At 44.1% G+C, this 14,292-nt stretch carries 16 protein-coding genes; 3 read left to right on the forward strand and 13 right to left on the reverse strand.

What is annotated here, in order from left to right:
* Positions 1-291 precede the first annotated feature (291 nt).
* Positions 292-792, forward strand: a complete 501-nt coding sequence (locus tag ABDV94_RS01710; protein WP_343604227.1) for a hypothetical protein — start codon at positions 292-294, stop codon at positions 790-792.
* A gap of 69 nt (positions 793-861) precedes the next feature.
* Here ABDV94_RS01710 and ABDV94_RS01715 read toward each other — a convergent pair whose 3' ends face one another.
* The 6 genes from ABDV94_RS01715 to ABDV94_RS01740 all read right to left on the reverse strand — a co-directional run bounded on the left by ABDV94_RS01715 (position 862) and on the right by ABDV94_RS01740 (position 5,789).
* The gene (locus tag ABDV94_RS01715; protein ID WP_343604229.1) at positions 862-1,503 is read right to left on the reverse strand and encodes a class I SAM-dependent methyltransferase; all 642 of its coding nucleotides are present in this window, start codon (positions 1,501-1,503) and stop codon (positions 862-864) included.
* Between the two features lies 1 nt (position 1,504).
* Positions 1,505-1,954: a DUF1569 domain-containing protein gene (locus ABDV94_RS01720; protein WP_343604231.1), complete on the reverse strand. Its 450-nt coding sequence runs from the start codon at positions 1,952-1,954 to the stop codon at positions 1,505-1,507.
* Between the two features lie 3 nt (positions 1,955-1,957).
* A complete protein-coding gene (locus tag ABDV94_RS01725) occupies positions 1,958-2,815 on the reverse strand; it encodes a hypothetical protein (protein WP_343604233.1) in 858 nt (285 codons plus the stop codon).
* 79 nt (positions 2,816-2,894) lie between these two features.
* Positions 2,895-3,230, reverse strand: a complete 336-nt coding sequence (locus ABDV94_RS01730) for a DUF6150 family protein (protein ID WP_343604235.1) — start codon at positions 3,228-3,230, stop codon at positions 2,895-2,897.
* Between the two features lie 122 nt (positions 3,231-3,352).
* Positions 3,353-4,891: a carbon-nitrogen hydrolase family protein gene (locus tag ABDV94_RS01735; RefSeq protein ID WP_343604237.1), complete on the reverse strand. Its 1,539-nt coding sequence runs from the start codon at positions 4,889-4,891 to the stop codon at positions 3,353-3,355.
* Positions 4,892-5,225: 334 nt separating this feature from the next.
* A complete protein-coding gene (locus ABDV94_RS01740; RefSeq protein WP_343604238.1) occupies positions 5,226-5,789 on the reverse strand; it encodes a hypothetical protein in 564 nt (187 codons plus the stop codon).
* 239 nt (positions 5,790-6,028) lie between these two features.
* On the opposite strand from ABDV94_RS01740, the gene ABDV94_RS01745 reads away from it, so the two are divergent.
* Together ABDV94_RS01745 and ABDV94_RS01750 are read left to right on the forward strand one after the other, a co-directional pair.
* A complete protein-coding gene (locus ABDV94_RS01745; RefSeq protein WP_343604240.1) occupies positions 6,029-6,559 on the forward strand; it encodes a sigma-70 family RNA polymerase sigma factor in 531 nt (176 codons plus the stop codon).
* A gap of 3 nt (positions 6,560-6,562) precedes the next feature.
* The gene (locus ABDV94_RS01750) at positions 6,563-7,513 is read left to right on the forward strand and encodes a WG repeat-containing protein (RefSeq protein WP_343604242.1); all 951 of its coding nucleotides are present in this window, start codon (positions 6,563-6,565) and stop codon (positions 7,511-7,513) included.
* Here the strand turns inward: ABDV94_RS01750 and ABDV94_RS01755 are convergent.
* The 7 genes from ABDV94_RS01755 to ccoS form a co-directional block, all read right to left on the reverse strand.
* Positions 7,510-8,265, reverse strand: coding sequence for a sulfite exporter TauE/SafE family protein (locus ABDV94_RS01755; protein ID WP_343604243.1), 756 nt, complete (start codon positions 8,263-8,265; stop codon positions 7,510-7,512). The two genes, ABDV94_RS01750 and ABDV94_RS01755, sit on opposite strands and share 4 nt — an antisense overlap.
* Positions 8,262-8,684 carry a FixH family protein gene (locus ABDV94_RS01760; RefSeq protein ID WP_343604244.1) on the reverse strand — a complete coding sequence of 141 codons (423 nt, stop codon included), beginning with the start codon at positions 8,682-8,684 and terminating at the stop codon, positions 8,262-8,264. Before ABDV94_RS01760 ends, ABDV94_RS01755 begins: the two co-directional genes overlap by 4 nt.
* A gap of 86 nt (positions 8,685-8,770) precedes the next feature.
* The gene (ccoG, locus tag ABDV94_RS01765) at positions 8,771-10,156 is read right to left on the reverse strand and encodes a cytochrome c oxidase accessory protein CcoG (RefSeq protein WP_343604246.1); all 1,386 of its coding nucleotides are present in this window, start codon (positions 10,154-10,156) and stop codon (positions 8,771-8,773) included.
* Between the two features lie 39 nt (positions 10,157-10,195).
* Complete coding sequence (locus ABDV94_RS01770; RefSeq protein ID WP_343604248.1) at positions 10,196-11,605, reverse strand: c-type cytochrome; 1,410 nt, start codon at positions 11,603-11,605, stop codon at positions 10,196-10,198.
* Entirely contained in the window at positions 11,602-11,799 is a 198-nt protein-coding gene (locus ABDV94_RS01775; RefSeq protein WP_343604250.1) for a cbb3-type cytochrome c oxidase subunit 3, read from the reverse strand. The genes ABDV94_RS01770 and ABDV94_RS01775 overlap by 4 nt, the downstream gene beginning before the upstream one ends.
* Positions 11,800-11,806: 7 nt before the next feature.
* A complete protein-coding gene (gene ccoN / locus ABDV94_RS01780) occupies positions 11,807-13,969 on the reverse strand; it encodes a cytochrome-c oxidase, cbb3-type subunit I (RefSeq protein WP_343604252.1) in 2,163 nt (720 codons plus the stop codon).
* Entirely contained in the window at positions 13,938-14,138 is a 201-nt protein-coding gene (gene ccoS / locus ABDV94_RS01785) for a cbb3-type cytochrome oxidase assembly protein CcoS (protein ID WP_343604253.1), read from the reverse strand. The genes ccoN and ccoS overlap by 32 nt, the downstream gene beginning before the upstream one ends.
* Positions 14,139-14,292: the final 154 nt, after the last annotated feature.

Consider the following 14,292-nt stretch of genomic DNA (forward strand, 5'->3'; position numbering starts at 1 on the left):
TATATCGTAATTTACGCGAAAAGGTTACTGTTTTTTGTGATTTTATCTTGATTATTACGAATTACAATTACGAATTACAATTACGAATTACAATTACGAATTACAATTACGAATTACAATTACGAATTACAATTACGAATTACAATTACGAATGTTGAGTTTCTAGTTTCAAATATTTTTGCATTAGGCATTAGGCATTAGGCATTAGGCATTATTTTCACATTCCTTAGCATCCCCGAATACGTTGTTTTGCGATTAATCGTTACATTTAGTACATCAAATGTTGAATTCATGAAAATGCGCGTTTTGTTTTACTCTTTGAGTATCTTTTTTATCACGTTATTGACTTCCAATGTGGTTCATGCCCAGGCTGATTGTAAAGAAGAGAAGGTAGGGAAGAGCTATTTTAGTATTTGTCCCGGAAATATTGTGACGGAAAAGAAGAAATTGCTGCTGACAACCAAAGCACTCCCCAAACGAATTGATAACAAGAACACGTTTAAAGTGGTTCATTATTACGTAGCAGACCGCAGGAAGGTGGAAACGGACGAAGTGTTTTTGGAATACAGCAAGTTCCTCAAAAACCTGGAAACACACGATTTGTATATCAACGGGAAAGAATTCACCGGGATTTTAAAAATTGCGCTTCCGTTCAAAAATGAAGGAGTCAGCACGCAGTACGGTGGTTATGATTTGCTGACCTATGAATTCAAGGAAGGGAAGTTTGTAACGAAAAGCAAAGCGAATGACGTGGAACTGGAAAAAGAAAAAGTAGTTGTCCGCCCGACGTAAAAGCGTCTAAAATTCAAAATGCAAAATAAAGTTTCAACCATTTTGCATTTTGAACTGAATCATTTTGCATTATTTCTTCCGTGCAATCATAATCCCGTCGCGGATCGGAAGCAGGATATTCTCCACACGCGGATCCTTGTGAATCAAATCATTGAAATCTTTCAATAACTGCGTGTCTTTGTCGATTTTTCCTTCTTTCTGAACCACTTTTCCCGACCACAATACGTTATCTGAGAAAATATATCCGCCCGGTTTTACCTTATCGAATACCAGGTTGTAATAATGGATGTAGTTCATTTTATCCGCGTCGATGAAAACAAGGTCGAATTGCTCATCCAGTTGCGGAATTTCTTCCATGGCATTACAGATGCGGTAATCTATTTTGGCGGCATAATCACTTTCAGCAATGTAGGAACGTACAAAATCTTCCAGTTGGGCGTTGATATCCAGGGTGATGATTTTCCCGGTTTCAGTTAATCCTTCTGCCATGCAAAGTGCCGAATAGCCGGTATATGTCCCGATTTCCAGGATGCGTTCCGGACGGATCATTTTAGAGAGTAAACTCAGTAAACGCCCTTGAAAATGTCCGCTCAACATGCGGGGTTGTAAAATGTTGACGTGCGTATCGCGGTTCAGTTTTGCCAATAATGCAGATTCCGCTGTTGTGTGTTCGCAGCAGTAATCGTCTAGTGCCTGATCTATAAATTCCATGTTATACTCCGAATTGTTGTAAGTGGTGGTCCAGGTGTTTATACATTCCCATTCCCCATTGTTCTTTAGTTAATTTCCCGAAGAAAGAGTGAGGGGCATCCGTGCATTTTTGGATTCCGCCAGCCTGGAAAGCGCTCAAATGATCAATCAGTTCTTTTTTGGACTTTTCGAAATCAGAAGTGGATGTGATGATAAATGTCTTATGTGTAGGACTGTTTTTAGGAATCGGTTTATCGTTGTAGAACGATTTCTTCATCAAACTTCCCATGATGTAGCTCAGGAAAATACGATCCAGATGTTTTTGACCGCGCGCAACTTTCATCGTTTCGCTGCAGTGATCCAGCATTTGCGAGGGATTCATTTTTCCCCAAAGCGGCTGCTGGTTTGGTTGAATTTTTTGAATGCGTTCGATGCTTTTATCCAACGCTTCTTTTGAAAAAAGTGTTTCCATAATCTATCCTTTTAAATATTCCCAATCTTTGATTTCATGGAACTTTGCTTGTCCGGCTTTTGCCTTCGGATGCCACAAAGTTGATTCAGGAGAGATCGTCGGAAGTTCATCCAAAAGTAAGTCTTTTCGGATATATAGTTGATTAATTCCAAGATCACTGGCTCCGATTAAGCGGTAGCCTTTTTTCTCAGCGAGTTTGTTCATGGCAACCACACTTGCACCGTGGTAGATTGGATGTTTTCCGGGATACATGTAATCCTTGTCGTAAGGCACTACGATGTTTTCCGTTCCGAATTCGGTATGTGTTTCAATCACTACGACTTTAGGTTGCACGATTGTCAGTGCGTCCCAAACCCAATAGTCGTTTCCGTCAATGTCGATGGAAAGCAGTTCGATTTCGCCCGATAAACCGGTTTTTTCGATCAGTTGATTGATATTTTCGCGTTGAATGATGGCCTGGATAAACTGAGGCTTCGGATGGTAAGGAGTCGGGATTTTGGAATAGAATTTTTCGCCGCGTTTGATCAGTTTCGGATCGCCTTCGAAAAACAATCCCGACCAGCCGAAATGTACCGCCAGGTTACTGCAGTTGCTGTTGATCCCATCATTTGCACCGATTTCAATAAAGGTTTTGCTCCCTTCACCAATCAACGAAAACAGGAACAGCAATAAACCGTCCTCTTCGAATTGGGAAAACACCTTGAACCCGGTGGTTCGAAAATCCGGAATTTGCTTGTTTTCCCGTGCAATGAGGTAGTGCTGCATCAATGCGCGTTGCTGAATTCCAACAGACGGATGCAATTTATCGCGGTGAATGCGTTTGCTGAAATAGTATTTAACCAGGTTCTTTAGCCAAGACATGCCACGAAGTTAATTGAAAATGGAGAATTCAAAATTCAAAATTGAAAAGTCTTCTCAATTTTACCTTTTCAATTTTCAATTAATACATCAGTGGTTTCTTACTATTGTTTACCCAGCCCGCCTGACTTTCGTATTCGACGAAGAAGATTTTCAGATCTGCCTGGCTTTCATAATTGACAAAGTAAACGGTTTTTTTCGCCTGGCTCTGGTAATCGGTAAAGAACCATTTGCCGTCGTTGTTGCCTGCCTGGGACGAATATTTTACTTTGTAGACTTTCAAATCGGCTTGTGATTCATACTGCACAACATACACTTTGACATCGGCCTGGGACTCATAGTCGACAGAATAGACTTCTTGCGCATTCACACTGTTTGATGCGAGAAAAAGAAGTAGTAATGTAACGATATTTTTCATGTTTTTGTTTGAGGGGGCTTTGTACAATAATAAGACCATTTTAATTACGAATGCCGAATTTCTGAATTCACAATTCTAAAGTCAAAATGTAAAAAAAATCGGTATTAGGAACTCGTAATTAGTTACAGGTCATTCTTTTTCCGTTTTTTCTTCAAATCAAAAATATCCGTTCTTCTGTCCCGCAGGTTGCGCACCGAACCGAATTGATTTAACTCGCGCAACAGGGTAATGTCTACATCGGCAATCAGGATCATCTCAGTATTCGGGGTAGCTTCTGCCTTGATCCCGTTGGATGGAAACGCGAAATCACAGGGGGTGAATACAATGGATTGTGCATACTGGATGTCCATGTTGTGTACATTCGGCAAGTTTCCGACGCTTCCGGCAATTGCCACATAACACTCATTTTCAATGGCGCGTGCCTGGGCACAGTTGCGCACCCGGGAATACCCGTTTTGCGTATCTGTCAGGAATGGAACGAAGAGAATATCCATCCCTTCATTTGCCAGCAAACGGCTCAGTTCCGGGAATTCGACATCGTAACAGATCAAGATGCCTATTTTTCCGCAGTCGGTATCGAAGACCTGGATGTGGTTTCCGCCTTCCATTCCCCAGATTTTTACTTCGTCGGGAGTAACGTGGATTTTCTCAAAGCGTTCGATTCGTCCGTCGCGGTGACACAGGTAACCGACATTGAACAGGCGGTCGTGGTGGATTTCCGGCATGCTTCCCGTAATGATATTGATGTTGTAGCTGATTGCCAGTTTGGAAAAGTGTTGCACGATTTCCTGCGTATACTTTGCCAGTTCACGAATGGCTTGTGGTTCCGAAAGGTGATTGTTTTCAGCCATCAGCGGCGCATTGAAAAACTCGGGAAACAACGCAAAATCGGATCGGTAGCCCGAAACGGCATCGACAAAGTATTCAGCCTGCTGCATCAAGCCTTCGAGGTTGGAGTAGGGGCGCATCTGCCACTGGATCAATCCCAGTCTGACAACGGTTTTGATCGCGCTCGGAGCCTCGCTTTTCTTTTCGTAATACAGGTTGTCCCATTCGAGCAGTACGGCATAGTCTTTCGAGTGTGCATCCCCTTCGAGGTAGTTTTTCAAAATTTTGGAAGGGTGAAAATCATTCGACATCTGGAAATCAAGCACCGGATCGTGAATTTCTTTGCGTTTTACCTTTTCAATATACTCTTTCGGCGACATGTCTTTCGCATAATGATGGTAATTCGGAATGCGCCCTCCAAAGGCAATTCCTTTTAGGTTGAGTTTCTCACAGAGTTCTTTCCGGTAATCATACAAACGTCTCCCCAATCGCAGTCCGCGGAATTCCTTTTTGATGAATACATCGATTCCGTAGAGGATGTTCCCGTCCGGGCGGTGGGTGTTAAAGGTATAATTTCCGGTAATCTGTTTGTAAGTGTGTAAATGCTCGTATTTCGATGAATCCACAATGATGGAAAGCGCCACGCCTGCAATTTGGTGATTCACTTTGATGGCAACCTGTCCATCCGGAAATTGATTGATCAGTGTTTCTACCTGTTTTCTGGTCCAGTATGGATTTGCCAGCCCGGTGTAAGATTCAACCATGGCTTCTTTCAGGGCTTCGTAATCGGAGATGCTTAAGTAAGTGAGTTCAATATTATCAACAACATCCATAACATTTGTTTTCATAAAAGATACCTAAAAATCAAATGTAACGGATGCGTGTTGGGTGAGAATTAAGGAATTTTAAAGATTCAGGCTATTGGTTTGGTTCCCGCGGACTTCGTCGTGAGTTCAGTCGAACGATCTCGCTGATGACGCAGATTGATTAGACTATATAGAAAATCTATGTGTACTATGTGATCTATGTGGTTTTGTTTCACGTAGATTGCATGGATTTCCGCAGATGAATGCTATGTGTTTTGATTTTTTCCGCAGATTATATAAGGTATTATTTGGTTTTACAGGTAAAAAATCCTTATGCCTTTGTGGTGAAATATCCCGGAGGTTATGCTCTTTGTTTAAAAGCCTCCTGTTTTTTCTTGAGACGCTTAACACGCTGTGTTTTGCCTTGTTTGTCGGAGCACTCAATCATGCGGTTATACAGGTTATTTTGCCAGCCGATCCTTCCATTTCCACAATACAAGTAATTGAATTTCCGGTTGATCAATGACAAGTTGTGGTATTCCTTCCGGTAATTTCCCGTTTGATCGTAATAATCTGCGAGTTTGAAACAGATCCATTGATACCTTATATTCTTATCAAAAGTTTCCCGTGTTCTTCTTATTACGAGATACAGATCGGGAATGAATTTTCTGGATTGTTTGAGCGCGAACGTGTAATCTTTCATTTTGAAAGCTGCTTCGATCATATAATAATCCATGTGGTGTTCTTTTGCTGCTCTCCGGTTATATTTCAGGAAATTCTGACCATTCAGGAAAAGGGAGTCGTACTGTTTGGTTTTATCAAAATAAATGTGTCTTTCGACGAATTTTTCAATCACGGAGTCTTCTTCGAATTGTCCGAGTAAAGTCAGCGGAGCCAAAAACAAGATAGTGATAAAATACTTCATTCAGAATGAGTTGGGTTCGTTTAATGCTCTAAATGAACGAAAAAAATCCCGTTTTGAGTGTCTATTCATTGAAAAAAAGATTGCCTTCGACTCTGCTCAGTCATCTTTTACTTTTTAATTCGTAATGTCCGTAGTCGAAGATCCCTTCTCCCTTTTCAATTTTGAATTGTCAATTTTGAATTTTTGAATGAATATTGTTTACCTTTTCATTTTTGCCACATTAGAATCAAAACAGCTTCATGATTGAACGCAAAGACATACAACAGGAATTGAAACAACTCTATCGGAAATGGCCGGATATCCGGAAGTTCCTGAAGACCCTGGGTTGTGATTCACTGAGTGCGGAAGATATTTTCCAGGAAGCACTGCTGATTTATGTCCGGAAAAGGGAATCTTCCGATTTCGAACTGACGGTTGAACCTTTCTTTTATGTCAGGAATACCTGCAAACTGCTTTGGTACAACCAGGCGCGTAAAGAGCAGAAAACCGGAACCACCGAATTACAGATAGAACTTCCTGCTCCCGAAGAGCAATGGATGGAAAAAGAAATGAAAATCCGTGAGGTAGAATCTACTTTGGGGAAGCTGGGTGCTCAATGCCAGGAGTTACTGCAGTTGTTTTACGGTTTGGGATGGAATATGGTGGATATCGCGAAAAAAATCGGTCTGCGTAACGACAAAGTTGCCAAGGCTCAGAAATACCGCTGCTTGCAGAAAGCTAAGGAGCTGATCAATGAACATGAACTACAGGTTGAACCAATTCAATTATAAGACATGGAAACAAATTGGAATCAACTCATAGAGCGTTACCTGCAGAACGAACTTTCCGAAGAAGGAAAAACCGCTTTTGAAGAGGAATTGGCAACCAATGCAAGCCTTCGGGAAGAACTGGAATTGCATCAGCTGGTTCAGGCTGCGGCAAAACGGGCTTCACAGCGGGTTATGGTACAGCAGACCGGGAAAATGTATTTCCGGAACCTGCGGATCAAACAGTTTACCATCACAGCAGTTTTAACCATTGCAGCAACGGTGGGAATTGTTTATTGGGTACAGCGCGAACAAACGGAAGCGAACACGGAAAATAAAAACCAAGCGGAGGTTTCACCGCCGAAACAGTCACTAGCAGCAGAACATGCATCAACCGGTCAACCAGCCTTTTCAGGAGATAAAAGATCACTTATTCACTCTTCTGACAGTTGTGTGGAAACCGGAACAGATTCGAAGTCTGCAGCCCGGGTGGTATCAAACACCAATCTGAATGTGCTTTCCGGTCATTCCGGAGCGCGCTCTTATGGAATGGTTGATCTGCATACGCAAAATGCGTCACTGAAATCACAGGCAGATACAATGTCTTTACCCAAACCGACCACCGTGGTTTTAGGCTATGCGGATGATCAGCAGAACGAAGAATCAACCGTCATTCAGGCGAAAAAAATGCCGGGAGCTCCGGAATGGACCAGGATGTATGACAGTGTCGGGAAATTCAACGATTTGTATTGCGGTTATGCGCTGGTTATGCGGGATGCGAAATTCGGTTTTATTGATAACAAGGGAAAGCTGTTTATACCGTTAGTTTACGATGAAATTGTAGTCACAACGAATCTCAAGACCTCTAAACAGAAAGACAAACGGTCGAAAAAGAAAATCCTCTACATCCCGAAGAGATCCGGGAAAGATGTAAAGGATTGCGATGAAAATTACCAGCTGAAGATGGAGCGGTTTTAATCGCGTTCTTCCTGCTGGTTGATGGAATGGCACATGACCTGTTTGTGAAGTGTTTCGTAATCCGTCTGATGCGCTGTGTATTGCTTTGTCTCGATTTTCGGGCTGAGATAGGGAATTCCCAGGTTGGTTCCGCGCAGGATTACCAGGATTCCGATCAGGGTGAGCAAATACGGATAGACATGTGTCAATTTACCCCGGAAAGATTGTCCCATTTTTTGAGCGAAATAGGCCGTGCCGATCATTCCCGGAAGTGTCCCCAAACCGAAGAAACTCATTCCCAGAGCCGTTTCCCACGGATTGGAAGCGAGCAGGGAAGAGGCCAGTCCGAGAAAGATCATACCGCAGGGAAGCAGGCCGTTCAGCAAACCGATGAAAAACAAACTGAACGGACCTCTTTTCTGAAGCAATTTGCCCATATTCCGTGAAGTCCACTGGTTGAAACTCCGGTTTCTGAATTCCAGTTTGTTGATCCATTTCCGGCGCCAGGCCAGCACAATCAATGCGAGACCGAAAAGGATACTTGCCACCTGGAAAAAACGGAAAATACCCAGCGAAAAACCGATTGTTCCGAAAACGAGCCCCAGTAAGCTGTAGGTGACAATTCTTCCGGAGTTATTCAGGAGAATTCCGCGGATCAGCGTTCCGTTTGACCGGCGGTTCAGGGGCAGCGTCATGGAAATTGGTCCGCACATCGTCATGCAGTGAAACGAACCGGCCAGTCCCAGCAGAAACAAACTCAGGTAAAACGTCATAAGGCAATCTGTTGACTCATTTGATACTCTTTTCCGCGGTAAACCCCGGAAATAATGCACTTGAATTGCCCTTTCTCGCTATGTTTGAGTGGAATTTTGACCTGCTCGCCTGCATCAATGGCAAATGAAAGATCCTGGTTCTTGTTGTTGGGACGCTGCAACAAAATCATTGCTTTTCCCGTTTGAAAATCAGCCGGAAAATGCAGCAATAAAGTATCAGCATGCGTCCCGACTTCAATCGGATTTTGAGCACTCAGGTAGTTTGATTCCGCATCGTATTGCTGATTGTAGAGCAATTCCTGTTGGTAATAATCTTCCTGCACGAGGTCGATTTTCTGCCGCATCATGATCGTCACCAGGGTAATGATGAATCCCATAAACAGTACCATTCCGATAATAATTCCTTTTCCCCAATTCATAGTTGTTCAATTACGAGTTCCTAATTACGAATGATTAAATGAATCATTCCTTACTTTTCAATTCTACATTTTCCATTATTACTTAATTAAAAGCTCGGCCCGATCAGCTTGATCCAAACCCGGTCGATTTCTTTCCCGTTTCCTATTACAATGACCTCTATTTTTTTTGTTCCATGTTCGATTACTTTATAAGGAAAGCGTGCAATGAAGCGTTCGCGGACATGTTTTTCACCCGGAAGATCGATCCGTTTATTCGCGACCTGGAATGTGACAGCTGCTTCGGATGAAAGCAGTTTCACATCAAAATGTGTTTTTGTTTTATTCGTCAAATCGATCTCGAAGATGTTGGTGATGTGATTTTCCGCATCGATTTGGAATGTAGAACCCCGTTGACGCAGGATCGTGGTGCTGAAATCCGAGCGGTTGATCAGCAGAACAGTCAGTATCCCGATGAGTAATATCAATACTCCGGTATAGGAAACCACGCGGCGCGTCCATTGAAATTTCGTTCGGTTCACAATTCCGTTTTCCGAAACAAACCGGATTAGACCGCGCTCCAGACCCACTCCGTCCATCATGGAGTTACACGCATCGATACAAGCCGTACAATTCACACATTCCAGCTGCGTTCCGTTGCGGATATCGATTCCTGTTGGGCACACGTGCACGCACTGCATGCAGTCGATACAATCTCCTTTTTTCGATTCAGCGCGGTTTTCATTTTTCTTAAACTTCGCGCGCTGTTCGCCGCGCACGTGGTCGTAAGCAACCACCATCGAGTTTTTGTCGAGCAAAACTCCTTGCAGTCGTCCGTAGGGACAAATAGTGGTGCAGACCTGTTCCCGGAGATTCGAGAACACAAAATAGAAAAGCGTGGTGAAAATGAGAATCGCCGTAAAACCTCCGATGTGTTGACTCAAAGGCTCGGTCTGGATGCGGATCAATTCGTGGGAGCCGATGATGTATGCCAGGAACACATTCGCAATTACAAAGGAAATGAGCCAGAAAATACCGTGTTTCAAAATTCGTTTTCCCCATTTTTTGGCATCCCAGGGTGCTTTATCCAAAGCCTGCTGGTGTTTCCAGTCACCGTCGATCCAGTATTCGACCTGCCGGAACACGAATTCCATGAAGATCGTCTGGGGGCAAATCCACCCGCAGAAAATGCGCCCGTAAATGATGGTGAACAAGATCACGAACACAATTCCGATTACCATCAGGATGGCGAAAATGTATAAATCCTGTGGCCAGAATGTGGCACCGAAAATACTGAATTTGCGGTCCAGGATATTGAATTCGAGCAATTGACTTCCATTTACGCGAATCCACGGAGCAAGTAGTAGAAAGATCAGGAGGGAATAGCTGACCAGTTTTCGTTTGTTGGTCAGTGAACCTTTTGGTTTCTTTGGGTAAACCCAAACACGCTTTCCGTGTTCGTTTACCGTTGCGATATGATCTCTGAAATCTTCCATGATTGAAAAAAAGTCTGCCCACACGGACAGACTTCGGTTTTATTTTTTTGGATATTCTGTTCCCTGCGGGGCTTTACCCGGGATGTATTTTAAACTCAGGACGTAAGATGCTACTTGCTGAAGTTGCACCGGATTCAGTTTGGAAGCGTGTTCCGGCATTCCGTTAGATGTTCCGTTTTTGATCGTTCCGAAGACATCCTTGATCTGGTTTCCATAGAGCCAGAAGTTGTCTGTCAGGTTGGGGCCGATATCGCCACTTCCATCTTTGTGGCAGGTCGTACAGTTGGCTTCGAAGATGGATTTCCCGGTTTGAAGCGCTGCCGCATCGGTTAGCAGTGTTACGTTTGTTTCGTCTACGTTCATAGCAGCTTCTTTCAGGTAAGCATCGATTTCCGTTTGAGCTTTTGCCATTTCATTTTTGTATTCCGTTTCCTGGTTTGCTCCATTGAACACATGGAAATAGAGCAGGTAACCCACTGCAAAAAGAATGGTGAGGTAGAATCCCCAAACCCACCAGGGCGGTAAATTGTTGTCCAGCTCACGGATTCCGTCGTATTCGTGATCCATCAGGATGCTGGCTTCGTCTTCGATTGGAACGGAATCCACCAGTACTTTTGAAACCTTGCTCTGTTTTGGTTTTACGGTTTTTTCTTTCCGTTTGTAAACCATGTAATAGAAGTTGTTGAACAGGTTTCTGAGGTAAATCACGACCAATAGCAGGACGATATTGATGCAGATCATCACGTAGATATCGACGTTTTCGACCTTCAACCAGGGCAGGGTTGCCTGTGCAGGATCTGTCGCGTCAGGAGTCGAAAGCGCCAGCACCTCATTCGGGATGAAGAGCGTTCCCAAAGCAATGATGACCATCACTAATTTACCCAGACCTCCGGAATGGTCTTTATCTTCCTTCTCTTTGAGTTTGTCCTTGAACAGGTCAGATTTTACAAAGGTCAGAATGGAATTACTCATCAGGATAATAGCGAGTAACAAGACGATGATCAACCCGAACAGCGCATAGAAAATAGTCAGGTTTCCATGGTAATCGGGAAGTAATTTCACCGGTTCTTTCGGATCTCCTGTGGGAGTCTTGTCATCTGTCGGCGTTGGTGGTGTGTAACTGTCCACGTAATCCAAAATCTGGTCAATCTCTTCCGGAGTTGCCTGTTGTGGCGGCATATCTGATTTGGAGAAATCTTTGATCGCCAGTGCCATTTTACTTTTACCGCTTGCAATCAGGGCAGCAGGATTTTTCACCCATTCATAAATCAATGCACCTTCGCCGGCATCGTTCCATTTGGCTTTGACTCCCTTGAGCCACGGACCTGTGGAGTTTTTATCGATCGCATGACAGGTGTTGCACTTGGCTTTGAATAAGCCTTCTCCCTGGCTCATAACCGGAAATCCGATTAAAAGTCCGCAGAGTAATGTGATCAAATTCGTTTTCATTGGATTTCGTTTTGTGGTGTTACTTCGTCTTGTGCCAAAGGAATATTGCTGAGTTCTTCGATCGTCGATTTATTCATTCTCCAGATGCGGATCAATACCACCAGGAAGAACAGGACGAAAATCAGCAAGGAAAGCAGTCCGTAAAATGCAACTCCTTGTTCACTTGCTAAATGATGTTTGATGAATCGTAACATAGGATGCTTATTTAGAAGGTTTTGCTTTAATATCTGTCCCGATTCGCTGCAGGTAAGCAATCAATGCGATAATCTCTTTTTGCTGCAACTCCTTGATTTTGGTTTCTTTATCCACTCCGTTCAGAGCCATCTCCGGCATGTTTTTCACGATGTCTTCTGCAATGGTATATGCTTGTTTATTGAGTTCTTTCAAAGCAATGTCTTCATAGCCGGGTTTGTAAGGAACTCCGAGTTTGCGCATGGCACTGATCTTTTTTGTTAAAAGAGAGGTATTCAGCTTGTCGTCGCGCATCCAGGGATAAGCCGGCATGATGGAACCCGGAGAAACTCCTTTCGGATCGATCATGTGTTTGTAATGCCAGATATTTCCACGCAAACCTCCTTCGCGGGCCAAATCCGGGCCTGTACGTTTGGAACCCCAGAGGAACGGGTGGTCGTAGACGTGTTCACCCGCTTTGGAATAATCCCCGTAGCGGGTTGTTTCAAAGCGCATCGGACGAACCATTTGTGAGTGGCAGTTGTTACAGCCTTCACGGATATACAAATCCCGGCCTTCCAGTTCCAGTGCGGTATACGGTTTCACGCTACTGATCGTCGGAACGTTGGATTTCACGGCAATGGTTGGGATAATCTCTGCAATTCCTCCGATGGCCACTACGATGATACTCACGATCATGAAGCGAACAGGCTTTCCTTCAATGCGTCGGTGCCAGTATTCATTTTTCTCTTTGTGATTGCGTTCGTCTGTAACCTGAACCACTTCATTGGCAAGAAATGATCCTGCTTTCACGGTTTTCACGACGTTGTAAACCAGCATCAGTGCTCCGAAGATGTAGAGTGCCCCACCCAGTGAACGCAGGATGTAGTATGGTTTCATGTCGATGACGATTTCCAGGAAATCCTTGTGAACCAATGTTCCGTCTGGATTGAAGTATTGCCAGCTCAACCCCTGCATGAATCCGGCAATGTACATCGGAACGGCATAGAGAATGATTCCCAGGGTGGCAATCCAGAAGTGCTGATTGGCCAGTTTGACAGAGTATAATTTGGTTTGGAACAGGCGCGGAACCAGCCAGTAGATCAATCCGAAAGTCATCATTCCGTTCCAGCCCAATCCTCCGACGTGTACGTGTGCAATGGTCCAGTCTGTAAAGTGGGAAATCATATTCACGGATTTCAGGGAGAGCATAGGCCCTTCGAAGGTCGCCATCCCGTAACAGGTCAGTGCAACAACCATGAATTTGAGCATTACGTCGTCCCGCACGCGATCCCATGCACCGCGCAGCGTGAGTAGTCCGTTCAGCATTCCACCCCAGGATGGAGCGATCAGCATCACAGAGAATACCACACCGAGACTTTGAGCCCAGTCGGGAAGAGAAGTGTAAAGTAAGTGGTGAGGCCCTGCCCAGATGTAGATGAAGATCAGAGCCCAGAAGTGAATGATAGACAAGCGGTAAGAATACACCGGTCGGTTTGCGGCTTTCGGTACGAAATAATACATCAGTCCGAGGTAAGGCGTTGTGAGGAAGAAGGCTACAGCGTTGTGTCCGTACCACCATTGCACCAGCGCATCCTGAACTCCTGCATACCAGGAATAACTTTTCAGGAAGGAAACCGGAAGTTCAAACGAGTTGAAAATGTGCAGGATGGCAACGGTTACGAAAGTTGCAATGTAGAACCAGATCGCCACATACAGGTGTTTTACTTTCCGGTTAAGGATGGTCGCGAACATATTCCAGCCGAATACGACCCAGATCAGCGCGATCAGGATGTCGATCCACCATTCCAGTTCCGCATATTCCTTACTGGATGTGATCCCGAAGGGAAGTGTTAGCACCGCACAAACGATGATAAACTGCCAGCCCCAGAAATTGATGTAGCTTAGTTTGTCGCTCCACATACGGGTTTTCAGCAAGCGCTGTAACGAGTAGTAAACTCCCATGAAGATTCCGTTTCCGACAAAGGCAAAGATGACCGCATTGGTGTGCAGCGGACGGATTCTCCCGAAGGAGATGTATCTGAAGCCTAAATATTCGTTGAAGAATTCGGGAAATGCCAGCTGAAGAGCCGCGATTAATCCTACAAGCATGCCGATTACGGCCCAAAGAATGGTTGCGTAGGTAAAATACTTGACAATTTTATTGTCGTACCTCACTGTTAGTTGTTCCATCGTTTTCCGGATTATTGTGATTTGATTTTTTTTCGTCTTCGAAGAGCATTCTGACGCTCGGAGAATAGTCATCGTCATACTGCCCGCTTTTTGCTGCCCACAGGAAAATTCCCAGAAAAAAGACCGCTAAACAGAGGCTTACAATCAGCATTATGTAGATCATTCCCATAGTGCAAAGAAATCGACAAGCCAGCGAAAAAAATATGACCTGCCCCGGGCAAAAAACATGACTAATATCAGGTTTGTGAGGTGGGGGTTGAATGGGGATTTTTTAACCGCAAAGGCTCGGAACGCGAAGAGGTATTATTTGAAATCACATAAAA

The sequence above is a fragment of the Fluviicola sp. genome, assembly GCF_039596355.1.
Classification (GTDB): Bacteria; Bacteroidota; Bacteroidia; order Flavobacteriales_D; family Crocinitomicaceae; genus Fluviicola.